Origin of the sequence: Verrucomicrobium sp. BvORR106 (assembly GCF_000739655.1) — a bacterium.
Classification (GTDB): Bacteria; Verrucomicrobiota; Verrucomicrobiia; order Verrucomicrobiales; family Verrucomicrobiaceae; genus Verrucomicrobium.
The window spans coordinates 1-23,035 of sequence record NZ_BATR01000107.1 but is presented as its reverse complement, the minus strand read 5'-3'; the positions used below and the strand labels follow the sequence as shown (position 1 = coordinate 23,035).

General features: G+C 59.5%; 19 protein-coding genes and 1 tRNA gene. 9 read left to right on the top strand and 11 right to left on the bottom strand.

Features of this window, described 5'->3' with window-relative positions; genetic code table 11:
• Nucleotides 1–426 precede the first annotated feature (426 nt).
• Nucleotides 427–2,445: a TonB-dependent siderophore receptor gene (locus tag BV106_RS19345; RefSeq protein ID WP_038167328.1), complete on the bottom strand. Its 2,019-nt coding sequence runs from the start codon at nt 2,443–2,445 to the stop codon at nt 427–429.
• A gap of 453 nt (nt 2,446–2,898) precedes the next feature.
• Here BV106_RS19345 and BV106_RS19340 point away from each other — a divergent pair.
• The 3 genes from BV106_RS19340 (at nt 2,899) to BV106_RS19325 (ending at nt 4,744) form a co-directional block, all read left to right on the top strand.
• Nucleotides 2,899–2,974: transfer RNA gene (locus BV106_RS19340), tRNA-Ala, on the top strand.
• Nucleotides 2,975–3,551: 577 nt separating this feature from the next.
• Nucleotides 3,552–3,962 (top strand): DUF488 family protein, encoded by a 411-nt coding sequence (locus tag BV106_RS19330; protein ID WP_038167337.1) that lies wholly within the window; start codon nt 3,552–3,554, stop codon nt 3,960–3,962.
• 248 nt (nt 3,963–4,210) lie between these two features.
• The gene (locus BV106_RS19325) at nt 4,211–4,744 is read left to right on the top strand and encodes a hypothetical protein (protein ID WP_051946068.1); all 534 of its coding nucleotides are present in this window, start codon (nt 4,211–4,213) and stop codon (nt 4,742–4,744) included.
• On the opposite strand, the gene BV106_RS19320 is transcribed toward BV106_RS19325, so the two are convergent.
• Nucleotides 4,741–5,046, bottom strand: a complete 306-nt coding sequence (locus tag BV106_RS19320) for a hypothetical protein (RefSeq protein ID WP_038167325.1) — start codon at nt 5,044–5,046, stop codon at nt 4,741–4,743. The two genes, BV106_RS19325 and BV106_RS19320, sit on opposite strands and share 4 nt — an antisense overlap.
• Before the next feature lie 208 nt (nt 5,047–5,254).
• Between BV106_RS19320 and BV106_RS19315 the strand changes: the two genes are divergently transcribed.
• Nucleotides 5,255–5,659 carry a hypothetical protein gene (locus BV106_RS19315; protein WP_038167324.1) on the top strand — a complete coding sequence of 135 codons (405 nt, stop codon included), beginning with the start codon at nt 5,255–5,257 and terminating at the stop codon, nt 5,657–5,659.
• A 54-nt stretch (nt 5,660–5,713) separates the two neighbouring features.
• Here BV106_RS19315 and BV106_RS19310 read toward each other — a convergent pair whose 3' ends face one another.
• A complete protein-coding gene (locus BV106_RS19310) occupies nt 5,714–6,175 on the bottom strand; it encodes a hypothetical protein (RefSeq protein WP_265595853.1) in 462 nt (153 codons plus the stop codon).
• A 392-nt stretch (nt 6,176–6,567) separates the two neighbouring features.
• The gene (locus BV106_RS19300; protein ID WP_038167321.1) at nt 6,568–7,236 is read right to left on the bottom strand and encodes a hypothetical protein; all 669 of its coding nucleotides are present in this window, start codon (nt 7,234–7,236) and stop codon (nt 6,568–6,570) included.
• A gap of 123 nt (nt 7,237–7,359) precedes the next feature.
• On the opposite strand from BV106_RS19300, the gene BV106_RS19295 reads away from it, so the two are divergent.
• Nucleotides 7,360–8,448, top strand: coding sequence for a prolyl oligopeptidase family serine peptidase (locus BV106_RS19295; protein ID WP_081891957.1), 1,089 nt, complete (start codon nt 7,360–7,362; stop codon nt 8,446–8,448).
• Nucleotides 8,449–8,467: 19 nt separating this feature from the next.
• Here BV106_RS19295 and BV106_RS19290 read toward each other — a convergent pair whose 3' ends face one another.
• From BV106_RS19290 to BV106_RS19265, 6 genes are all read right to left on the bottom strand, one after another.
• Nucleotides 8,468–10,510 (bottom strand): fibronectin type III domain-containing protein, encoded by a 2,043-nt coding sequence (locus BV106_RS19290; protein ID WP_038167320.1) that lies wholly within the window; start codon nt 10,508–10,510, stop codon nt 8,468–8,470.
• 80 nt (nt 10,511–10,590) lie between these two features.
• Nucleotides 10,591–11,847, bottom strand: coding sequence for a competence/damage-inducible protein A (locus BV106_RS19285; RefSeq protein WP_038167319.1), 1,257 nt, complete (start codon nt 11,845–11,847; stop codon nt 10,591–10,593).
• Between the two features lie 2 nt (nt 11,848–11,849).
• A complete protein-coding gene (rsfS, locus tag BV106_RS19280) occupies nt 11,850–12,368 on the bottom strand; it encodes a ribosome silencing factor (protein WP_051946067.1) in 519 nt (172 codons plus the stop codon).
• Nucleotides 12,369–12,487: 119 nt separating this feature from the next.
• Nucleotides 12,488–13,732 carry a DUF1343 domain-containing protein gene (locus BV106_RS19275; protein WP_051946066.1) on the bottom strand — a complete coding sequence of 415 codons (1,245 nt, stop codon included), beginning with the start codon at nt 13,730–13,732 and terminating at the stop codon, nt 12,488–12,490.
• A 177-nt stretch (nt 13,733–13,909) separates the two neighbouring features.
• The gene (locus BV106_RS19270; protein WP_063767964.1) at nt 13,910–15,274 is read right to left on the bottom strand and encodes a (Fe-S)-binding protein; all 1,365 of its coding nucleotides are present in this window, start codon (nt 15,272–15,274) and stop codon (nt 13,910–13,912) included.
• Nucleotides 15,275–15,279: 5 nt separating this feature from the next.
• Entirely contained in the window at nt 15,280–16,665 is a 1,386-nt protein-coding gene (locus tag BV106_RS19265) for an FAD-linked oxidase C-terminal domain-containing protein (RefSeq protein ID WP_265595852.1), read from the bottom strand.
• A 148-nt stretch (nt 16,666–16,813) separates the two neighbouring features.
• Between BV106_RS19265 and BV106_RS19260 the strand changes: the two genes are divergently transcribed.
• The 3 genes from BV106_RS19260 (at nt 16,814) to BV106_RS19250 (ending at nt 20,104) form a co-directional block, all read left to right on the top strand.
• A complete protein-coding gene (locus tag BV106_RS19260) occupies nt 16,814–18,430 on the top strand; it encodes an MFS transporter (protein WP_051946065.1) in 1,617 nt (538 codons plus the stop codon).
• Nucleotides 18,431–18,756: 326 nt separating this feature from the next.
• Nucleotides 18,757–19,719, top strand: a complete 963-nt coding sequence (locus BV106_RS19255) for a choice-of-anchor A family protein (protein WP_038167318.1) — start codon at nt 18,757–18,759, stop codon at nt 19,717–19,719.
• Between the two features lie 181 nt (nt 19,720–19,900).
• Nucleotides 19,901–20,104 (top strand): hypothetical protein, encoded by a 204-nt coding sequence (locus BV106_RS19250; RefSeq protein WP_038167317.1) that lies wholly within the window; start codon nt 19,901–19,903, stop codon nt 20,102–20,104.
• 56 nt (nt 20,105–20,160) lie between these two features.
• Here BV106_RS19250 and BV106_RS19245 read toward each other — a convergent pair whose 3' ends face one another.
• The gene (locus BV106_RS19245; RefSeq protein ID WP_038167316.1) at nt 20,161–20,976 is read right to left on the bottom strand and encodes an ATP-binding cassette domain-containing protein; all 816 of its coding nucleotides are present in this window, start codon (nt 20,974–20,976) and stop codon (nt 20,161–20,163) included.
• Nucleotides 20,977–21,192: 216 nt separating this feature from the next.
• Here BV106_RS19245 and glsA point away from each other — a divergent pair.
• On the top strand, nt 21,193–23,035 hold a 1,843-nt coding region (gene glsA, locus BV106_RS19240; protein WP_038167315.1), incomplete at its 3' end, for a glutaminase A.

The following is a 23,035-nucleotide window of genomic DNA, read 5'->3' as shown; positions in this document are numbered from 1 at the left end:
TTTTTCAGTTTTCCCATTTTCCTTGGGTTGATGGGTGATCCAACCCCGGTCATTGAGACGCTACAGACCGTAGATCTCCGCTGCGTACTGCTTCGTGTTTTCACGAAGCGAACACCTTTTGAAGACCGGGCATTCAACGAAGCCCTCCCGACAATCTTCCGACCGCGTGCAACGCCTCTCCCCACCTTGATCGCCAGCCCTCAGTTGTTGTGAAGGCTGCTCGTTGCTCCCCTTCTCCACCGATACCGTGCTTTCTGTTTTCCGCGGGTGGGGCTCCCTGCCCTTCTACGTCTCTCCTGCTTGTGGAGCTTTTCGAGCCCCCGCCCCGGTTGTTGACGCACAGCCCGGACGCATTCGCCCACGAAGTCCGTCAACAACCCTTCCGTCACCGCCGAATACAGGAAACAACCTGAAACTCGGCAACAACTACCACTTGTAGCCCAGAGAGAGCCGCACGGTGCGCCCGGCACTCTGGTAGTACCCGAAGCCATCGCTACTGTACGTGGTTTCGTCAGCCACATTGTCCACGTTCAGCGCCACCGTCCAGGGGCCACGCACGTAGCGGGCCACGAGGTCCACGCACAAGACGCTGTCGTTCTTCGCGGTGTTGCTCGTGTCCTGGTAGCTGGAGCCCGTGTAACGGACGCCGCTGCCGAGCGTGAGCCCCTGCAGTGTGCCGTCTGTGAAGGAATAGGTCACCCAGCCGGAGGCAGTCTTCTCAGGGGTCTGGCCAGGAGTTTGGCCCTCGTCTCCATCGGCGCTTTTGGTGATCTCAATGTCCATGAGCGTCAGGCTGCCGAGCAGCGTGATGCGATCCGTGATGCCGACATTCCCTTCAAACTCCACACCCTTGGAGGTCCACTCACCGTTGGCCTTCATGTAGGCCTGGTTCCGCAGATCCGTGGTGAGCACGTTGTCCTGCGTCAGGTGGAAGGCGGAAAGGGTGAACCCACCGCGGAAGTCCTTGGGTGCGTACTTGAGACCCACTTCAAACTGGTTGCCTTCCGTCGGGTCAAAGGTGCTGCCCTGGGCATCCACTCCGGAGTTGGGGAAGAAGGAAGTGGAGTAGCTGGCATACGGAGCCAGGCCATTGTCGGCCAGATACATGAGCCCCAGACGATAGCTGAGGGATTTATCATCCTGATCCTCGGAATAGCCTCCGCTGGTACGCTCAGCACTCTCCGTAGCCACCCAGTCATGCCGCAGGCTGGCCACGCCCAGCCAGTGATCGCCCAGCTTCACCTGGTCCTGCGCATAGACACCGAACTGGCGAACCTTCTGCTCAAATTGGGAGATGAGATCAGACGGACGCGAGAACGGCGCATCATACTGAGGATCCAACAAGTCCAGCGTCGGAGCCGGGCCATCATGCTGCACGGACTTGGAGGTGGCGTAGCCGTAGTCAAACCCGGCCAGCAGTGTTTGTTTAATCGAACCCTGCTCGATGCGCCACTCCATCTGGTTATCCACCGTCCAGGCGCGGTTCTGCACACTGTAGCCAGAGGCCAGGAGACTCAGTTCCGTGGGAGAAACGAGTTCGTTGATCGAGAAGTACTTCGAAGCGGAGTTGTAGTGGGAGTAGCGGGCGTTCTGGCGGAAGGTCAGGTTCTCCCCCAGCTTCTGCTCAAACTCGTAGCCGATCCGCCAGATTTCACTCAACTCACGGTCCCAGCGGAGGTCGTTGGTCCTCACCAGACCACCAGGACCTTTGTAGTACTCCGGCACCTGAGCGCTCTCCCAGCGCAGATAGCTGCTGAGCAGAGTGAGCGTGGTGTCCTCGGTGGGCTTCCAGGTCAGGGAGGGAGCCACGAAGATACGCTCGCTATCAATCGTGTTGCCATTCGGGTCTTCTTCGGTGTTCCGATAGAGACTCAGCACGCGATAAGAGAGCACATCGTCCCCCAGCAACACATCGCCGAAGTCGAGGTTGCCCTCGTAGGACTCGCCAGTTCCGTACTCGAAGCCCACCTCACCGGAGCGGGCCGCCTTGGGCTTCTTGCTGACGTTGTTGATCAGACCGCCAGGGGTGGACTGGCCAAAGAGGACTGAACTCGGCCCCTTCAGCAGCTCGATGCGCTCCAGGCCGAACGTCTCCACCATCTCATAGTTGTAGAGACGCATACCGTCCAGGTACTGGCTGTTGAAGCTGTCGAAGCCCCGAATGGTGATCCACTCGTAACCACGAGGATCATAGCCGTAGGTATCGGTGGTGACCCCCGCACTGTAGCGCAGAGCCTCAGAAGTTTGGCGACTGCCCCGCAGCTCGATCATCTCCAGCGGCACCACAGAGATGGACTGCGGCGTCTCCAGAAGGGACGTGCCCGTCTTCAGAGCCGCGGTGGGTAGCTCCGTCTTCAGATCCACGACCGCGGACTCGGCAGCGGCCACCACAGTGACTTCCTCCAGTACCTCAGGTGAAGTTGGCTTGGCTTCTTGTGCCCTCATCGTTGCCAGGGGGAACAGACAAGCAAGAGTGGCCGGTAGGGCAGAGAGTGATTTTGGAGTTTGCATATCGAACTTGGACGACTTTCACCATTAGATATGGAGACTCAGTTGCAAGAGCATTAATCTCAAAATGAACGTGCCTTCACACCACTTAAGCTACTCATATTGCTTACTTAACACCCTCTTTTAGAGGTATTTAGAAGCCTCAGAGGAAGATCTCAACAAGCCCATTTAGGACAACAACCAGATCTGGGCTAGAATCGCAAAGGCAGTTGGATCCCAGAAATTCCACCGACCTGAAGAGCCCTTTCGCTAAAACATTCCCCCTTCTACCACCGAGCCCTGCTTTTCCACTTGCCCAGATTTTTCTACACGGCATAGTAGCCCTTGCTTATTGATGGGCCGTGAATAACAAGCTCACCTTGTTCCACAACTCATTGAAGCTCAAGACTTGGGGATATAGCTCAGTTGGTAGAGCGTCTCGTTCGCAATGAGAAGGTCAGGGGTTCGAATCCCCTTATCTCCACCAAATTACGCGGCTTTTGGCGACAGCGTCTGTCCACTCGCCAAAGCTGAACCCATTTAGATGCTTGGCTCCATCGCTTTGTCAGGCTCTGTTTTCGTTACCACTCGTGAAATGAATCGGGGAAATGCTTGATAAGCAATTCCTCCAACTCTCTTGGCATGCCTGAAAAATCAAGGCTGCGACCCTCCTTCATTACAATGCTCAAGGTGCCCTGACCCGTGTCGCACCACCCGAGAATGGAGGAAAAGCTAATCCTTCGAATCTCGTTGCCTTGTAGAAGTAGCACCAACTCCCGCCCATCTACCCGATAGCGGTCACAATTCATTTCTTCCGGAGCGTCCCGATCCGGGTGCATATTCGTGCCCTGATATAAAGTCATCCCTGCTGCGCTGAGGCCACTGCCTCCCAAAGCTGACAGCCATTTGCTGTTCTTTGTGTCATTGTATCATAAAATGCCGGTCAATCTATAGCTCACATTGGATCCATTTTCGCCACGCCTGAAAAGTCTTGGCAACATCATTCCGGATTGTCTCGCTGATTGACCAGCCTCCCAGAAAACGCGTCCCCCCTTCTCGCCGCCATGCCTCTCCATCTCAAGACTTACCAAGCAGGCAGCGCACGCAAACGCGGCGAGGGATTGCGTATCGGCGTGGTGAGGTATCTGCCTCGGGGAGTGGTCAAGCAGGACTACGCGAAGCTGGACTACTTCGATGTCTGGCTCCCCCTCCTTGCCCCCAGTCGCAAGTTGTTGGGGAGCATGAAGAAGCGTCAGAAAGAGGGGGAGGCGTGGCCAGATATCTGGCCCGACTTCAGAGCCCAGTACGAGCGGGAAATCCAGAGCGACACTGAACGACGTCAAACATTGCTTCTGCTGGCAAAGCTCGCCGAAAAGACACCCTTGGTGGTCGGGTGTTACTGCGAGAACGAAAGCCTGTGTCACCGTTCCATCCTCCTGGAACTGATTCAGCAGGCTGCAAAATCCTCCACGTAGTACTGCCCCACGCCACCGGCGACGTTGCGCGCGAACGCGCTCAGCCTCCACTCCCTGATCCTGCAATGACATCCACCCCTTCACTACAGCGGATGATTTTTCGACACCGCTCCTTGTTCGCCTGGATTCTCCCTCTTGTGTGGATCAGCTCGTCCACCGTGTCCGCCGCGCCTCCTGCCCCACCCCCGCCTCCTCAAGCTTCGCCAGCTTCGGCAACCGTCGTCGCGGATCTGCCAACATTATCCCGGATGACCGAGTACAGCCTTGAAATGATGCTGCGCTTTAACATCGAAGACCTGCGTTTCAAAGCGGTCCATTCCGCAGATTACGATTCCCTTCGTCTGCTTTGTTTTAGCAGTAGAGGTTATGCCTACGTTTTTCACGTGGTCCAGCCTCGATCCAAGGGGGCCAAGTTGGAGTGGTCCGAGTACGAGTTCGAATTTCCCGAGAAACCCAACCGCTCAGGCACCATTGAGCTCAGCGAGACCGTGCGACTGGCTCTGGTCAAGAGTCTGGACTCCCCTGCCCTTCGCACCGCCCTGGACGACGACAAGGCGGTCTCAATTGGTCATCCCTACATGTATCTGATAGAGATCATCGAGTCAGGAAACTATCGCGTCATCCGGCGCGACACCCCTGAATACAACTGGCAGGAACGCGGGTTGGCAGGTTTTAACCACCTGACCCGCACCTTGATGAATCTGGCCAACATGAAGGAACCCGCCTGTCACGCCCCCATCCCACCCGACCCCGGGCAAGCAGGTGGCGGATCCAAGCCCTAGGGCTCAAGACTCCATGAATAGGTCCAGGCATCATCCAGAACCGCAAAGGCAGGCAGCCGTCTACCCAGCCCCTGCAAGGGCGTGGTCCGTTGTCCTGATACCCAGCCTTCTTGTGTGCTGGTGAGAAAATCGATGCAGCCGCTCTGTCGCAGCACTCCCAGAGCCCGCTCAACGAGGGAGCGATCCGGCCCCTTCATCGCCTCCCCTGATTGAGAGGCGAACCACAACCAGAGCTTGTCGACTTCTTTGCCCAAGATCACACGAACCTCACAGGAGTAGTAGGGCGCAAAGGTCTCGATCATGACCGATTTTTCTCCACACACAAACACTCGTCAAGCCTCCATTTTTACCATGCCGCGTCGAACAATATCCCTTTTGTGTTCTCCTTAGTTTCCAGGAGCCCGATCCCAACACAGGCGAGACGCTGCCCTCATCAGGACGAACTCCCCATATCCATTGCTTCAGAAAACTTTCTACGCATACTGCGAGGAAGATTCAGCCATTCAGTCGATGAAATTCATCCTCAAGCATTTCGCCGGGTTCAGCGCTTCAACCTTGCTGCTGAGCGTGGTGGCGGGGCTCGATGGCATCGGCCATGCTCTGGCGAGCAGTCAGGTCCCCTTGATCGGGGCTTCCTTCGCGCTGTCAGGCGTGATCTCCCTCCTGTTCGGCCTGACCATCCTCGCCCCCGTTGCCTCCATCGCCAATTACCTCACGGAGCACCGCCTCTCGGTGCATTGGCTGCTTGAGCCTCTGGTGCTGTTGGGGGTGCTTCTGGGATACGCGTCTGTTCCCCTCCTGATCATCTGCCGGGGGCAACTCATGGTCACCACCCTGCTAATCGTCGCCTTGTTTCTGCCAGCACTTACCTACTACCTCGTGCTGCGCGCACTGGGCTTTCGAGAGTGTCTTTGACCGGTCAGACCGGGCTTACCAGAGCCCGACTGCCGCAACCAAGCTTGATCGCCACTACTTGCCTGAACTCCGCCATTGGGAGTTGGCAGGAGAGCCACTTGGTCCACCGTACACAGCGGTGATGTCCCCCTGCCCTTCCGGACAACGAGACGAGTCTCTTCCATTGCGGTATTCGCCAGCCACCAGCTTGTCATCGATGGCCAGGCGCGGCTCATCATAGTGAAGCCAGGTGCGATACACCGTAGAGTCGCAGTCACGCGGATGAGGAATCAACTTCCACTCCGGATCCCGCATCCGCACCTTGCCCCGGGAAACCAGCGTCTCAGGGTGCTCGGGATCACAGGAGATCCAGCTGTTGTAGCGGACCTGCCCCGGACCGGAAGCCACGCCGGAGTCACAACAGGTGCAACTCGTGCCTGCAAGCGCCGCGCCGGAGAGGGCTACGAGCGTGAAGACCTTCTTCCAAGCGGGACCCGACAGCGGCAAATGGCGAAGCGACGAGAGAGGCATCCTCATGAAACCCAGTGTGCGTCAATCCGTTGCAAAAGTGGAGGAAAATCATTGAGCGATGCCACAGCCCAGTCAGTCAACTCGCCCGGGCTGCCAGGAGCTCCTCCGTTATCGTCCCCCCTGCGGCCGGAGACACCGAAACGTCACGTATGCTTGCCACCAGATCCGAACGATACGAGGCCACCCATCCCTTGGACGGACCGCGGAAAAACATGATCAGCTCACCGATGCGGGTGTAGCCCTCAGCGGTCACATGGCCTGACCCGCCGGAAGTTAGGAGAACTTGGTACAACTTCATGCCCGCGATTCGTATTTGCCCCGACCACTGGATGGGTGGAATGGCGATTTTTTCGCGCCAGAATCCGGCACACGCGGCCCCATCAACTGCACCCACCCTCTCACCAAGTCTGCTGCAAGGTCACCTTGTGCGTCTGGCAGTGGGTTTCCAGCTTGGCGTAAATCTCCGCCACCTTTCGGTTTGCTGAAGCATACTCATGCTCCGAGTCCTCCAAGGCCACACGATAGGGCGGTGGAAGCGTGATCTCCACGAGGCGCTCTCCACCGGCGTCTCCATCGAGCGTGGGCGTGGTTTCAATGAGCTTCATGGCTGCGGCCAGATCCAACTCCTTGCCGCTCTCATAGATCACCCCATCAGCCCCCAGCCGCAGATGCGGCGGTTTCATTCCCTCGGGGGGCGTGGCGAACTTCCACACCTTCTTCTCTCCTCTGGGCGGCAAGGTCAAGGCCACCTCAGCAGGAGCCACCCAGAAGCAATTCACCACGCCATCATCCATGCCTTCTATGCTGTCATTGTAGGTGGCCGAGAGCACTTGGATCTGCTCTGGCAGATTGGGATAGACCGTCAGCAGGAAGGTGCGTTGCGCCTCATCTGGCTTCAGAGAACCGCTCTTCGCGAGTTCCAGTTGCTGGGCAGCCGAAAGGCGGATGCGCACCGTGTCCACAAACACCTCCTGAGTGCTGGAGTTAAAAGGGTATCCATCTGCCTGTACCCCGGCAATTCCGAAGCCAATCGCAAAGAGGATGACACAAAGAGGAGTCGCTTTCATGGCCGCAGTATTGAGGAGTTCAGACGCCCATCACCAGACTCCTCATGCTACCACCGGGGACAGTCTCTGGGGAAGCAGCGATTTTGCACGAGAAACTCGCAAGCTGCTCCCGTATTTTCCGCGATGCTCCATCTGCGCCTGATCCTTGCTGCCGCCGGTATCGCCACCCTGGCTCATGCCGAGCCAGCACGATTGGACCCCTTCAAACCCCTGGAAGTCCGGCTTCCAGAGGGCGGCAGCAGGCCAGCAACCACGCCCGCGGAATGGGAACCTCGCCGACTGGAGATTGTGAAAATGGCCCAAACGGTGATGGGCCCGCTACCCGATGCCGGCAAACGCTGTCCGCTGGACGTCCGGATCGAAGACCAGTCGGATGAAGGAAACTACATCCGCCAGCGCATCACCTACCAGTCCGAGCCCGGGAGCCGCACTCCGGCCTATCTCTGTTTGCCCAAGAGCGCCTTGCAATCCGGCAACCAGGCATCCTATCCGGCAGTGCTCTGCCTGCACCCCACCGACAATCAGGTGGGATATGGCGTGGTCGTGGGCTTGGGCGGCAAGGCCAACCGCCAGTACGCCAGTGAACTCGCCGCCCGGGGCTTTGTCACCATTGCTCCAAACTATCCCCATCTCGCCAGCTACGCCCCGGACCTCAAGGGCCTTGGCTACGACAGCGGCACCATGAAGGCGATCTGGGACAACATTCGCGCCCTCGACCTGCTCGACACGCTTCCTTACGTGAGGCATGGGCGCTATGGCGCCGTGGGCCACTCGCTCGGTGGGCACAATTCCGTCTACACCGCCGTGTTCGATTCTCGGATCCAAGTCGTGGTGAGTTCCTGTGGTCTGGACTCTTACCGCGACTACAAGAACGGCGACCTCCGGGGCTGGACGCAGGAACGCTACATGCCCCGCATGGCGCAATATCTGGGCCGGCCACAAGATGTGCCATTTGATTTCCCCGAACTCCTCTCCGCACTGGCCCCACGCCGCGTCCTCATCTCAGCCCCCATGCGGGACAGCAATTTCAAATGGGACAGTGTGGACCGAGTCGCCGCCGCCGCTCGTGACGTCTTTCGCCTTCACAACGCAGCTAATCACCTACAGGTGATCCACCCGGAGTGCGATCATGACTTCCCCAACGAAGCCCGTGAGCAGGCGTACAAGCTCCTCGAAACTCTGCGTGAAGCCAAGGGCGGCCCCGCTTCGTAGCAGAAGCGAGATACCTCGATCAAGCGAACTCGAAGTCACCCCGACGCGCCCGCCAAAGCATGTAGATCACCACCAACAAGGCGCTCACCAACATCCCTCGCCATGCCCAGGCAGGCACACGCCAAGGCTCAGGAGTGGTCACCACAAAGATCGGGGAGGGTTCAGAGAACTTCCCATCGCGATCCACCCCACGCACACGCATTTCATACTGGGAGGCAGGACGCAGGGCCAGCACCTTCACCACCACCTTGTCGTTGTCGCCAGACACCGTTTTCCAGTGGTTCACCCGGTTCCAGGTCTTGATGAAGAGATTGCTTCTCTCGTCCTTGGCCATGGATGCCGTCTCCAGAGCCCAGCCAGCAGGAGCAACACCGGGCTTCTTCCAAGCGATGGTGAAGTTCGAAGTCTCACGATCCACCAGCTCGACATTGTTCACGCGGTCCAAGTGAGGGTTGATGAAGCTGGAGGGCATGGGCAGACCTTCCGTGGCCAGGTAGGCCGCCAGCGCATTCTGCACATTGTTAAGAGGGGCCCGGGGCGCATCGGAGGGAACAGGAGCGGACCGTTTGACCGGAGCCGGAGCCACGGGAAGTGTCGGCACCGCCGCCGAGTCAACCGCCGCAGGAGCGGCGGAGGGAGTGGAAATCCCAGCCGTCGGGGTTACCGCAGGGCTGGCGGAAGAAGCTGCCGGAAGGGCAGCTACCACTGGAGGAACTGGTGTTGCCTCAGGTGCCGTCACCTCACGGACATAAGACTTGAGGGTGACGACGGACTCCGACGCGCCGCCGATGATGCGCAGGTCGCTGATCACATTCCCGAGAGACTCACTCTTCAGGAACACCTTCACACTGCGTTGCTGACCCGGCTCCAGCCGCAGAGCTTGACCGGAAAATTCAGACACATACGGATTGCGGGCCTGCACTTCCACCACCAGCAGTTCGCCCCCAGTATTGGCCAGAATGATATCCCGGCTGGTCGCCTTTCTCTGGGTCACTTGCCCAAAGTCCAGGGTTCCCTTCTCTGGTGAAACCAGTTTCAGCTCCGCTGGCTTCGGGCGGGACTGCACGGCCACTTTTTCTGACACGCCGTCTGACTCGACCACCACTTCACCCAGAAACTGGGGCACATCGGTGGCGGGCAGTTGCAGGAGCACTTCAGCCTTCTGCTGCGGCGGAATCTCCAGCGAAGCCGGAGCCAGGAGCCTGATGGGGAACTTGAGGGTCACCTTCATCGGATCGGAGCGACCATTCACCAGCGTGAGAATCCCCGAACGCACTCCCGTGGTGCGATTGTAATCGAGCGTCAGGTACCCGGGGCTGACCGTCAAAGCGCGCACCCCTTCACCAAACAGGGTCAACTTGCTCGTTTTCACCCCAGGCTGCAGCTCGATCTCGTGGCGCACTTCACCCGGACGCACCGGCTTGAACGTCATCTGGAAATCTACGGTATCACCCGGGTTGACCTCCAGCGTGGCCGGGCCAGCCCAGCCCTCACTCCACACCATGTTCATGCGATAGGGCGCGCGCCCCATATTCCGCACAGACACGGTCCCGGTCGCCTCACCTCCCAGAAAGACCCTGCCAAACGAGGGCATTTTGACGATGGAGAGGATTGGCTCCATGCGCTGACCACGCAGGCTCACAGTGGCAGGTGCCGAGAAGGGGCCGCCATCCACCCTTACCGAGTAGGTGAATTTGTCAAAAAGGCCCGCCTGCTCCCCTGCATGGGTGTAGGTGATCAAGCTTTTGTTGGACTCACGGGGATGCGGCCGGAGGTTGGTCAGCGTGCCATGCTCTGGAAGCTGCCTGACCACGAAGTCCGCCTGCTTCAAGGTTCCGACGGTTCCAACCAATTCAATATCAACGGTGCTCCCAGCCACGAAACTGGCTGACACATCACGAGCCTCTGGAATAAAAACATCGTCCTTGCTGCGCTTGCCATCCCCGGCCCGTAGCTTCACATCCGCCAGGGCCATGCCTGAGGTCAGCGCAGTGAGGACAAGAAGCATCCCACCCATGCGGGCAGCACGGGACCATGGCAGAAGTGCAGACAAGGAAATCATGTGGGCCAGGAAAAGGGTGGCTGGCACACCGAGAGGACGCCAGCAAAAATAATCATCCGGACCGATATCTTGAACCAGATTCAGCTATTCGGCAAGGCATACCCTTGCAGACGCCGTCGGACGAAGTCGAGCGCCGCCTGGCTCGTCATGATTTTAAACCGCTCCCGCTCCCCTCGAAACCAGCGTTTGCGAACCTCCACAGGCGCGCCTTTGGACGCGAGAGCAATGAACACCGTACCCGTGGGTTTCTCCGGGGTTCCGCCAGTGGGACCAGCGATTCCCGTCACGGCCACAGCATGATCTGCCCCGCTGACACGGAGGCAACCTTCCGCCATGGCAGCTGCCACAGGCTCACTCACCGCTCCAAATTCTTTGATCAATTCGGGCGGCACCCCCAGGTGCAGAGTCTTTGCTTCGTTGGCGTACGTCACGAGGCCATGGCCCAGCACCGCTGAGGCCCCACTCACATTTGTGACACGATGAGCTATGAATCCGCCCGTGCAACTTTCCGCCGTGGCCAGCCATTCGCCGCGCTGGCTGAGCAGATCCACCACCACTTCTTCCACCAGCCTGCGGTCGTCGGAGATGAGGAATTCCGCCAGTTTCTCGCGACAATACTCCCCGGCTTTCTCGAGTGCGGCAGCCGGGCCGTTGAGACGGACGTCGACATCCCCTTTGCCCAGGCAATACCCGATCTCCAGTCCGCCAATGGCTTCCAGACCTTCCTGAAGCGCCATGGAAATGTCTGATTCACCGATCCCGGTGAATTTGAAGTAGCGGCACTGCATGTCCGAGCCTCCCGGGAGCATCCCGCGCAGAATCGGCTCCACCCGATCCGTCATCATGGGCTTCAGTTCTCGAGGAGGCCCGGGCAGAAGGAAAAGGGTACAATTCAGCCCTTTGGCCGCTCCCAGGCTTGCAGGGAGGTGCAGCCCTGGGGCAGTTCCATGGGGATTGGCCAGGACGCTAGCCCCCTTGACCACCAGCGCCTGTCGCTGGTTGTGCTCATTCACGCCCTTACCAGACCGGGCGAAATAAGCTTCCAACAGCTTCATCACTTCAGGGTCAGTCTCCAGGGAAAGCCCCAAAACCGCGGCTGCCGCCTCTCTCGAAACATCGTCCGAAGTCGGCCCCAAGCCGCCAGTGATGATCACCACATCAGAGCGGCGCACTGCGTCGTTGAGAGCCTCTTCAATGGCCATCCCATCCGGCACGATCGTAGCCCGCTGCACCAGCACTCCCAGATCCACCAACCGCTGACCCAGCCAGGCTGCGTTGGTATTGATGACGTCGCCAATGAGCAGTTCCGTGCCGGTATTGATGAGCTCTACCCTCATGCCTACTTCTTACGGGCGGCCTTCTTGGCAGGAGCCTTCTTTGCGGGAGCTTTTTTAGCGGCAGCCTTCTTGGCAGGCGCGGCCACTTTCTTGGCCTTGGGTGCAGGAGCGGCGGGCACCGGCACTACCGGCTGCCAGGCCACGCGGGGCGCATCCCCCCAGAGTTCCTCCAGGGCGTAGAAATCGCGCTTCTCTTTGTGGAAGACGTGCACCATCACATCCCCGTAGTGCAGGATGATCCAGAGACTCTCCATCTTCTCGTCCACAGCGATCGGCTTGCGATTGTGCTCGACCCAGAAACGGTCTTTGACCTCGTTGCGAATGGCCTTGAGGTGCGGCATCGAGGTCGCGGTGCAGATCACAAAATAATCCGCCACGGGCGAGATCCCCTGCACGTCCATGATCACAATGTCTTCCGCCTTCTTGTCATCGGCGAACGTGGCGGCCGCAAAGGCCATCTCCTCCTCATCGGAGCGTTGAGAGGTGAGGGTCGTTGCCTTTTTTACAGCTTTTTTTGCCATGGTCGAGGGATTGTGAGCCAGTTAATGCCCAGTTGCAACCCAAACCGCGCCCCACCAACGACTTCCACCCCCTCCAAGTTGTCCCCCTTTTCCCTTACCCGCTGCCCTGCTCCCTCTCTCTAGTACATCAGGTAGCGTTGCCGTTTGGCCCGGAACCCGTCCTCAAACCGCTTCCATGAACTGACAATGCGGTCCGGGGAAACACCGCGCATCAGGTCCCGGCGCAGGCTGTCGCTGCCGTACACCTTGTTGAAAAGACTGATTTGCGAGGCCGTCATCTTCCCCAGGACCGCCCCGCGCGTCTGGTTCTGCAGCCCGGCGATGAGATACACATCCAGAGCCGTTACATTCGCCGGCGTCCGGGGGTCAATACGCAGCTTCACGCCACCAAAGCCCTCTCTGGCGTAAGGCTCATACCCCACCCCGGGAAAACCAAGACGTCGGCAATAGTCCGCAAACACCTGCGCGTTCACCCCGCGCCCACCGGCGTAGCCGAAGGGATTGTCCAGGCCGATGCCCACATCCACCGCAGCCGCACCCCCGAGCATCCCGGTGGCCACATAGTACACCGGGGAGCCCGCATGCGGAATGTTGGGTGAGGTACGGTACCAGCGCAGTCCAGTGTCCTGCCAGAGCATGTTCCGCTGATAGCCCCGCATCTTCACCACGCGCAATCTCGGCCGTCTACTGATCCACCCCTCCCCCGCCACCATCATGGCCAGCTCCCCTGTCGTCATGCCATGCACGTAGGGAACATTCACCTGGCTCACAAACGATTTCCACTGGGGATCCACCGGTGGCCCCTCTACCCGCCATCCGCCCAGCGGGTTCGGCCGGTCCAGCACAATGAATTCTTTGCCGCTCTCGCCGCAGGCCTCCATGGCCACCACCATGGTGGAGATGTAGGTGTAACTGCGGGAACCAATATCCTGGAGGTCAAAGAGCATCACATCGATCGGCGCCAGCATGCGAGGCGTTGGCTTGCGAGTGTCGCCATAGAGGGAGTACACCGTCAGCCCTGTCACCGGATCTTTCCGATCCTGCACATGCACCCCGGCCTTGATCGTGCCATCCACCCCATGCTCCGGAGCATACAGCGCCACCAGATTCACCCCCGCGCGCTTTAATGCCACCCGGGTCATCGTGCCGTTGCCAGTCATGCTCGTCTGGTTGCAGATCAACCCCACCCGCTTGCCCCGCAGCAAATCGAATCCATTGCTCGCCAGCACATCGATCCCCAGGGTGAACGGCGCATTCTGCACCGCCGCCGGTCCGACAGACCGCCCCACTGGCTGCTGGGGAAGCGTGCAACTGGCTATCGTGAGTCCGGCAAGAAGGCTGAGCAGAATCTTGAGTGCAGGCATGGGGTCATTTCCTTTAGGCCTGAAGCCAGGGGATTGCAAGACAGCCCACAGCACCCGATCCAGCGCCCGCCGGGACGGCCTGATCGCAATCAACACAAACATCGCCCAAGCTACAAGCGCAACGCTTTAACAGGCCGCTTGCGCCCCCCTCAACCAGCGCAGCGCCTCAACTCCCCCTTATCCCTCTTCCCTTACCCCTTTTCCCTCTCTCCTATATGCCTCCGCCAACAAACTCACGGGCTGGGTCACCTCATGGCACTTCGCCCCTGGCTTGCCCTTTAGACCAAAGGCCAATTGCATGTGGCAGCCCGGATTCGAGGTTGTAACAACACCCGCTCCGGTGGATTCGAGGTTTTTCAGTTTGCGCTCCAGGAGCTTGGCCGACTGCTCAGGTTGGGTGATGTTATAGATCCCGGCACTGCCACAGCACCAGTTGCTTTCCGGCAGCTCCTTCACCTTCAACCCCGGGATGACATTCAAGACCGCCCGCGGCTGGCTGGTAATCTTCTGCCCGTGACAAAGGTGACAGGACTCGTGATAGGTCACCTCTACGGGAGTGCTGTCCACCGTGGCAGGCTCGGCGACGGGCTTGCGAATGCCGATCTCCACCAGCCATTCATGGATGTCCCGCACCTTGCGATCCCATGCCGCAGCTCTGGGCCCGTACACGGGGTCATGGTGAAGCAGGTGGCCATAGTGCTTCAGATGCGATCCACATCCGCCCGCATTGGTGATGATGGCGTCCAGACTTTCGACATCAAACATGTCGAGCTGGCGTCGGGCCAGCTCTTGAGCCAGTTCTGGAGCCCCATTGTGCCCGTGAAGGGAGCCACAGCAGTACTGATTCCGGGGTGTGATCACCTCGCACCCGTTGGCCAGCAGCACGTCTGCCGTATCGCGATTGATCTGGGAAAACACAAGATCCTGCACACAACCCGTCAACAACGCCACCCGATACCGCGGCTTCTCCGCAGGAGACTCCACCGCATCAATGAGGTCGTCCGAGAACGCATCCGCCACGGTGGGAGTCTGGGGCTCCAGAGCTCCCAGCTTGCCAGGCATCAGCTTGGGGAGCCCCAGCTTCCGGACCAGCGACTGCAATCCCGTCCGCTGATACACCCGCAGCATCACCCCCACGGCCCGCAACAGCTGCGGATGCATGAACAAGACCTCCAGTGTCAGCCAGCGCCAGAAATCACGCTGACCACGCGGCTGCACCCCACTGCGCTCTACTTCCGCGCGGGAGGTCTCGAAGAGCTCCACATAGTTCACGCCCGCCGGGCATGCCGTCTGGCAGGCCAGACACCCCAGACAGTAGTACATCTCATCCGCAAAGCTCTTCGTCACCGGAGCCTCGCCATCCGCCATGGCTCGCATGAGGGCGATGCGACCCCGCGGGCTGTTGCGCTCCCTCTTCGTCTCCATGTAGGTGGGACAGGTGGGCAGACACATGCCGCAGTGCATGCACTGCTGGAGCACTGAGTAGTCCAGTTGCTTGAGCAGCTTCGCCCCCACCCCTTTGTTGCCAGATTCAGCGCTCATGGATCTCAGTCAAAAATCTTGCCCGGGTTCAGAATTCCGGCCGGATCCAGAGCTTTTTTCACCAGCTTGAGCAAGTCATAGCTCACGCGGCCGAATTGTTGTTTCAGGAATCCCTTCTTGGCCAGGCCCACGCCATGCTCGCCGGTGATCGTCCCGCCGAGAGAGACCGTCTTTTCCACAATCTCACCCAGGGCCAGCTCAACGCGGTGCATTTCCTCTTCATCCTTCTCGTTCGTCAGGAACGTGGGATGCAGATTGCCATCACCCATGTGACCAAAGGTCCCAATCAAAAGCCGATACTTTGAAGCTGTCTCGTTGATGAACTTCACCATGGCCGCCAGCTCACTACGGGGCACAGTCACATCCTCCAGGATCGTGGTGGGTTTCACTCTGGCCAGAGCAGAGAAGGCATTGCGCCGGGCTGCCGCCAACCGGGCCCCTTCCGCCTCATCCGCAGCCATTTTCACTTCACGGGCTCCGTTCTGGCGAGCAATCTCCATCATGCGGTTGGCCTCATCCTCCACTGCTGCCGGGTGGCCATCCGTCTCCATGAGCAGCAGCGCCTCCACATCCGTGGGCAGGCCGATCTTTGCATAGTCTTCCACACAGCCCAGGGTCATGCGGTCCAGGAACTCCAGGGTGCACGGGATGATCCGGGCCGCAATGATGGCGCTCACCGTCTCTGCCGCCGCCTCCATGGAGTCATACATGGCCAGCATGGTGCGCCGCGCCGCGGGCTTGGGCAGCAGCTTGAGCAGCACCTCGGTGATGATGCCCAACGTGCCCTCACTGCCAATGAAAAGATCCTTGAGCGAGTAGCCCGCCACGTCCTTCACACACTTGTTGCCCAGCCACGCGATCTCACCATCCGGCAGGACCACCGTCATGCCCATCACGTAATCTCGCGTCACGCCGTACTTCAGACCGCGCAGACCACCGCTGTTCTCTGCCACATTGCCTCCGATGGTGGAAATTTTCATCGAACCCGGATCGGGCGGATAGAAGAGACCGTGCCCTGAAGCGGCGTCATCGATCTCCTTCGTGATCACGCCACACTCAGCTCGCAGCGTCAGATTGCGGGGGTCCACCTCCAGGATCCGGTCCAGCTTCACCAGACACAGGACCAGACACCCTGTCAGCGGCACACTCCCACCGCTGAGGCCCGTGCCACTGCCCCGGGTCACCACCGGCACATCGTACCGACGGGCCAGCTTCACACAGGCAGCCACGTCCTCCGTACTGCGCGGGAACACCACACACGCCGGACGTTGTTTGAGCGCTGCCGTGCCGTCAAAACTGTACGGGACAAGATCCTCATCGGAGGACAGCACCGCATCGCCCCCCAAGAGGTTCACGAGTTCGGCGATCCAGGGAGTGGCGTCAGAGTTCAAGCAATCCAGTTTGAAACACGCATTTACCACGTCAAGACCGAGTCACCAAATGACCACAATGCGTAACAAGTCTTTGAACCCCTTTTGATTACCCCGTGGACAACCCGCTTCTCTTGTCCATTTTGCCATTCAGACAGCACAGCCCCCAATGAGCGTCAGCGCCTCCCACGCCACCCCGCCCCCCACACCTTCCCGGGTGTCCGCCTGGGCGCCCCTGCGTGACTGGCAGTTTCGAGGCCTCTGGCTGGCCAACATCGTGTCCAATATTGGCACGACCATGAATGACACGGCGGCCATCTGGACGATGACCTCCATCTCCGCCTCCCCTCTGCTGGTGGCCCTCATGCAGACCATGACAGGCCTGCCTCTTTTTCTGCTGGCCCTGCCCGCCGGGGCCCTGGCAGACCTCGTGGACCGGCGAAAGCTCATCCTGCTCGCCCAGGCTGGAGCCCTCCTCACGGCCGCCGGCATGACGTACCTCGCCTTCGCAGGAAAGATCACCGCGCCCCTGCTCCTTCTCGCCACCTTCCAGCTCGGCGTGGCCTCCGCTTTCACCATGCCGGCCTGGCAGGCCCTTATTCCAGACCTCGTCGGTCGTCCCCAGCTTTCGGCAGCACTGGCTCTGGGTAGCGTTGGCTTTAATACCGCCCGTTCACTGGGCCCCGTCGCGGGTGGCCTGCTGGTCGCGGCCGCCGGACCCGGACCCGTGTTTGCCCTGAACACTCTCTCATTTGGTGCCGTGATCCTCGCCGCCTGGCGGGTACGCCCACCTTCCCCTCCCCGATCCACCGAACAGGAACGCATGATGGGGGCCATGGTGGCCGCCCTCCGGTATGCCCGGCACGCCGCCCCTATGCAGGCTGTCCTGCTCCGTGGCGCTGTCCACGTCTTTGCCGCAGTGGCTCCGGTGGCACTTCTCCCCATTCTGATTCATCGTCGCGGGTGGAGCGGGTCAGACTACGGCCTGCTCATGAGTTGCTACGGGTTGGGTGCCATCGTCGTGGCCCTGTTTCTCCTGCCCAAGCTGCGCGCCCGCCTCAGCTTTGATAGGGTGGTCACCGGGGCCGGACTCTCCTCAGCACTCGCAGCTGGTCTGCTCACCATTGTGCCAGACCGCTACAGCATGGGCGCAGCGCTAGCCCTCGCTGGCGCTGGCTGGATGAGCGCACTCAACACCTTCAGCGTGGCCGCCCAGAGCGCCTTCCCCAACTGGGTGAGAGCCCGCAGTTCCGCCATCTATCTGGTGGCTGTTCAGGGAGCCTATGCCCTGGGTGCCTTGGCATGGGGCCGACTCCTCTCCGACTGGGGAGCCACCGTTGCCCTGCTCAGCGCGGCCGCCTGGCTCCTCATCAGCATCATTCTCCAGAAATGGTGGCCCATCAGCCATGTGGACAAGCTGGACCTCACTCCATCCAATCACTGGCCCGACCACACCCTCACCACAACTCCAGGTCCCGAGGACGGCCCGGTCTTGATCACCATCGAATACCGGCTCGCCCAGGAGGATGAGCCCGCTTTTCGCGAGGCCATACGCGCCCTGCGCAAGATCCGCCTTCGCGATGGAGCATTTCGCTGCTCCCTCTTTGTGGATCTCAACAATCCGCGAATTTTCCGCGAGACCTTCATCGTCGGCTCTTGGGCAGAACACTTGCGCCAGCATCAACGCGCCACCGTCGAGGATCACCGCATTGAAGCAGCGGTTGTCGCCTTCCATCGTGGCGAAGAGCCACCCCGTGTGCGCCACCTTCTGATGGTAGAGCTCTAGCGTCACGCAAGCCCCCCTCTGAGACCGACCAAACCCCGCTTGGGCGCCATTTTGGGCTGAAACGGCTGCTAATAGTCACCCCCAAGGCGCCCCCTCATTTGTGGGGAGTCACCCGAATTCTCATATTTGCAACGCCTTCAGCTATACGCAGGTGTTTTAGTCGACACAGCAAGCATTCTGCGCTGCGCAAGGAACCTGTAAAAGCCTCGAAACAGGCCCGAATTCTAGTATTTGCGATTCCTTAGTGATATTTGCTATTGCGTTTGAGAATCTGAGTATTACTTTCGCGAATGCAACCCCCTGCAATTCTCACCTTTGCAAATAGCATGACTCGTCATCTGCTCATCGCTTTAACAAGCCTGCTTGTGTTGGCCTCCGGCGCCGCTCACGCTCAGAGCTACACTTGGGAAAACTACAACGCCATCCTCTTCGGCAACCTGAACATTCAGGGTGAGATCGAAGGCCGCACCCTGGTGGGCGGCAATCTGACGGGCAGCAATTCCTCGAACTTCGGCATCGGCCTGCCCAGCGGCACTTCCACGACGGACAAGACCTTGGTGGTGGGAGGCAATATCAGCAGCGGCAACCCCCTGCAACTCAACAAAGGCAGCCTCTACCTCGGCGGCACCAACGCCCGCACGATCAACTACAACGGCGGCGGCAGCCAGATCAGCCAGTCCACGGACCTTTCCAGCCTGAAGCAGGCTTTCCTCAGCGAGAGCGCCAACCTCAAATCCCTCGCCACCGACAGCGTGGTGACCTCATCCACAAACGGCCAGCCCAGCTCCGTCAACTTCACCGCGACTGCAGGCAGCGATGGCCTGGCCGTCTTCAGCATCAGCGCAGACGCCATCTTCGGCAGCAACCTTTCCCAGCAGCTCAACCTGATCGCCAACGGAGCCACCAACATCGTCATCAACGTCTCCGGCACCACCGTGAACTGGATTCAGAATGCGGGCAACATGGTGGGTGACTTCAACAGTGACTACTGGCAGGCCCACATCGTCTGGAACTTTTACGAAGCCACTACGATCAACTTGGGAAGTCACCAGTTCAACGGAACCATACTGGCACCCAACGCCACCGTGACGACCACCAACAACATTGATGGTGCCGTGATCGCTACCAATCTCAATCTCACTGGCGAAGTCCACTTGCCGAGCAGCAGCAGCGCCTCCTCCTACGCTGGCTATCGCGCCCAGGCAGTGCCCGAGCCCGGCAGCGCCCTTCTGCTGGCTGTGGCAGGATTGATCATCCTCACCCGCCGCCGCTCAAATCTGCGCCGCTAATTTTCCCTCTCCAGGACTCCTCCCACCCCCGCACGATCTGAACCTTCGGATCTGCGGGGGTCGTTGTTTTTCAGGTAGTTAAGAAAACTTAAGGGTATCACATTTGAGTAATCCTTCTAGCCGATTACAGAATTTGCGATCATTTTCTTGATTCTATACTGATAATGTTCTTATATATGCCATGGACACAACGGCAGCTCTCAAAATTCAGAAGCCCGGCACGGACAAGCTTCTGCCGGGGCTGCACTTCCAGACATTGGATGCGAAGCTGGCGGTGCTCTTGGAGAAAGGAGCCCTCCCGCCCTCAGGACGACCAGTCACCGAGTGGGAGCATCTGACACCCGTCCCCGCAATCGCCTTTGAGGCCCTTCGCGGAGTCAGCTGATACTCCCAGCACTCAGAGAATCATCTGGCACAAACCACAGCTTCCCCATAGCCCGTTCACACCGCCTCTGGTGTCACCTGCAAGACGAAGCGTTCGCCGTTCTGCACAAGATTGAGCGGAGCCCCATAAGCCTGACTCAACTGGCTGGCAGTCATCACTTCCTCTTTTGAGCCAGCACTGAGCACGGCACCATCTTTCAACAAGAGCACCCGTGTGAAGCAGGGCAGAATCTCCTCCACGTGATGGGTCACCAGCACCATTGAGGGCGCCCCCTCCTCCCGGGCGAGAATTTGCAACCACTGGAGGAATCGCTCGCGAGCCACAGGATCCAGCCCCGCGCACGGCTCATCAAGGATCAGGACCTTATAGCGGGACATGAGGGCACGGCAGATGAGGATCTTTTGCCGCTCCCCCTGGGAGAGCACCCCCCAACGTGAATCGGCGAGATACCCGCAACCGATCCGGTTAAGCAATTCCCGGGCCTCTTGGCGCAGCGCCGGGTCCACTTCCCCGACGAGATTGATCATCGCATCCCGCCCGCTCACCACGGCATCCAGCACCGGTTCCCCCGGTTCAAGGTAAAAAGTGAGCGTGCTCGTCACCAGCCCCACGCGCTTGCGCACTTCACGCCAGTCGGTGCGACCGTATTGCGCTCCATCCACGAAGATGCTCCCCGCCGTGGCCATCTCATAGCCCGTCAGACAGTTGATCAGCGAGGTCTTGCCACAGCCATTGGGACCCAGGATCACCCAGTGCTCCCCGGGCTCCACCCGCCAGTCGATGCCTTTCAAGATTTGACGGTCCCGCACATAGCGGAGGCCGGTGATTTCAATGGTGGGTGTACCTACAAAGGATGACGACAAAGCAGACATGAGGTTTTCGCTAAAGAACAATAAAACACGGTGGCATGCTTGCTGCTGAACCGTTCTTTTCTAACTCACATACCCTGTACGACCCTCCCGGTCAACGCACTGCAACATTCTCCGGATTCTGTGCATGAAGTCCGGTCAAGCGACAGCCGATACTCAGCCCTGATCCGTCAGGGCACAGTCAGCCTGTCTCCACCTCACTGCCACTGACCCTCGCTAATGATTGCCGCCCCCTCTGTTTCCTCGCCCATACTCGACTATCTCAAGACTCTACACGACAAATACGCCACCCTTGATGAAGGCGCAGTGGCCACTTATATCCCGGAACTGGCCAAGGCTGACCCCTCCCTATTTGGTATATGCTTGGTAACTGCCGACGGGCAGATCTACGAGGTGGGCGACAGCCAGCACCATTTCACCATCCAGTCCATCTCCAAGCCATTCGTCTATGGCATGGCCCTGGAAGACAAGACCCGCACCGAGGTCTTCACCAAGATCGGCGTGGAACCTACGGGAGACGCCTTCAACGCCATCAGCCTCGAGCCCGTCACCGGCCGCCCCCGCAATCCGATGATCAATGCAGGCGCGATTGCCGCCGCTGGCCAGATTGCTGGCAAGTCCCAGAACACCCGCCTGCAGCGGATCCTGGACACCTTTTCCCTCTACGTCGGCCGGGAGGTGGCGCTTGATGCCAGCGTCTATGAGTCAGAGAGCGATACCGGACACCGCAACAGGGCCATCGGCTATATGCTGCGCAACTTCGATATCCTCACGGAGGATCCATTGCCTGTGGTCGATCTCTACTTCAAGCAATGCTCACTCTCAGTGACCTGTCGTGATCTCGCCATCATGGGCGCCACGCTGGCGAATCACGGCGTGAATCCCGTGACAGGCAAACGCGCCATCCGGGGCGAGTATGTGGAGAGCGTGCTCAGCGTCATGGCTTCCTGCGGCATGTACGACTACGCGGGTGAGTGGATCTACCGTGTCGGGATGCCCGCGAAGAGCGGCGTGGCAGGGGGCATCGTGGCCATCCTGCCTGGCCAGTTGGGAATCGGCATCTTCTCCCCACCACTAGACGCCAGGGGGAACAGCGTGCGCGGCATCAAGGTATGCGATGACCTCTCCCGCCATTTTGACCTGCACCTGTTCAACTCCCCGCACACCAGCGCCGCCGTGGTGCGCCTGGAGTTCAATGGCTCAGAGGTGAGTTCCAGCCGCATCCGCACACCGGAGGAATCCGCCATCCTGCGCACTGCCGCCCGGTCCATCCATGTACTTCAGCTGCAGGGGAACCTGGTCTTCTCCACCACCGAAGTGGTGGTCAGGGAGGCGATGAAACACCTCGATCAGCGCAAGTTCATCATCCTGGACTTGAAGCGCACCTTGCTGGTCAACGAAAGCGCCTGCCGCCTCTTCCATCAGTTGCTGGTGAAGCTGGCCGCCTCCGGCATCAAGCTCATCTTCACCCACATCTTCCGGTCTCCCATGCTCCGTCGCTACATGAAAGCGAAGCTGGGCGCGGACTGGGCCTCGATGTTTCACTCCTTCGATGACAACGATCCGGCATTGGAATGGTGCGAGAACCATTTGCTCGCCGAGTTGATGCCCAATCCAACGAGCGAACGCACAGCCGGCCCCTCCGAGTACAAGCTTCTTCAAGGCCTCACGCCTGACGAAATCGAGGTGGTCACCCCGCTGTTTACCCGTCACCACTATCGCAAGGGCAGCGTCATTGTGAATGCCGGAGACGCCGCACGCGAGCTCTTCGTCCTCGCCCGCGGCACTGTCAGCGTGACCGTCACCCTGGCCAGCGGCATGCAGAAGCGTCTCGCCACGTTTTCCCCAGGCATGTCCTTCGGAGAAATGGCCCTCCTTGATGAGGCACCCCGTTCCGCAGTGGTGATGGCCGATACTGACGTTGACTGTGATTTGCTGCCCATTGAGGCCTTTGAGAACCTGGAGTCTGCCCACCCCCACATCAAGATCGTGCTCTTGCGAAACCTTGCCCGCTACCTCTCCGCCAAACTGCGCAAAGCAAACCGCGAGGTCAGTATTTTCG

Coding starts and splice junctions, on each gene's coding strand:
- BV106_RS19345 (WP_038167328.1), bottom strand. CDS start 2,445: ATGAGGGCACAAGAAGCCAAGCCAACTTCACCTGAGGTACTGGAGGAA.
- BV106_RS19330 (WP_038167337.1), top strand. CDS start 3,552: ATGCCTCTCCATCTCAAGACTTACCAAGCAGGCAGCGCACGCAAACGC.
- BV106_RS19325 (WP_051946068.1), top strand. CDS start 4,211: ATGACCGAGTACAGCCTTGAAATGATGCTGCGCTTTAACATCGAAGAC.
- BV106_RS19320 (WP_038167325.1), bottom strand. CDS start 5,046: ATGATCGAGACCTTTGCGCCCTACTACTCCTGTGAGGTTCGTGTGATC.
- BV106_RS19315 (WP_038167324.1), top strand. CDS start 5,255: ATGAAATTCATCCTCAAGCATTTCGCCGGGTTCAGCGCTTCAACCTTG.
- BV106_RS19310 (WP_265595853.1), bottom strand. CDS start 6,175: ATGAGGATGCCTCTCTCGTCGCTTCGCCATTTGCCGCTGTCGGGTCCC.
- BV106_RS19300 (WP_038167321.1), bottom strand. CDS start 7,236: ATGAAAGCGACTCCTCTTTGTGTCATCCTCTTTGCGATTGGCTTCGGA.
- BV106_RS19295 (WP_081891957.1), top strand. CDS start 7,360: ATGCTCCATCTGCGCCTGATCCTTGCTGCCGCCGGTATCGCCACCCTG.
- BV106_RS19290 (WP_038167320.1), bottom strand. CDS start 10,510: ATGATTTCCTTGTCTGCACTTCTGCCATGGTCCCGTGCTGCCCGCATG.
- BV106_RS19285 (WP_038167319.1), bottom strand. CDS start 11,847: ATGAGGGTAGAGCTCATCAATACCGGCACGGAACTGCTCATTGGCGAC.
- rsfS (WP_051946067.1), bottom strand. CDS start 12,368: ATGGCAAAAAAAGCTGTAAAAAAGGCAACGACCCTCACCTCTCAACGC.
- BV106_RS19275 (WP_051946066.1), bottom strand. CDS start 13,732: ATGCCTGCACTCAAGATTCTGCTCAGCCTTCTTGCCGGACTCACGATA.
- BV106_RS19270 (WP_063767964.1), bottom strand. CDS start 15,274: ATGAGCGCTGAATCTGGCAACAAAGGGGTGGGGGCGAAGCTGCTCAAG.
- BV106_RS19260 (WP_051946065.1), top strand. CDS start 16,814: ATGAGCGTCAGCGCCTCCCACGCCACCCCGCCCCCCACACCTTCCCGG.
- BV106_RS19255 (WP_038167318.1), top strand. CDS start 18,757: ATGACTCGTCATCTGCTCATCGCTTTAACAAGCCTGCTTGTGTTGGCC.
- BV106_RS19250 (WP_038167317.1), top strand. CDS start 19,901: ATGGACACAACGGCAGCTCTCAAAATTCAGAAGCCCGGCACGGACAAG.
- BV106_RS19245 (WP_038167316.1), bottom strand. CDS start 20,976: ATGTCTGCTTTGTCGTCATCCTTTGTAGGTACACCCACCATTGAAATC.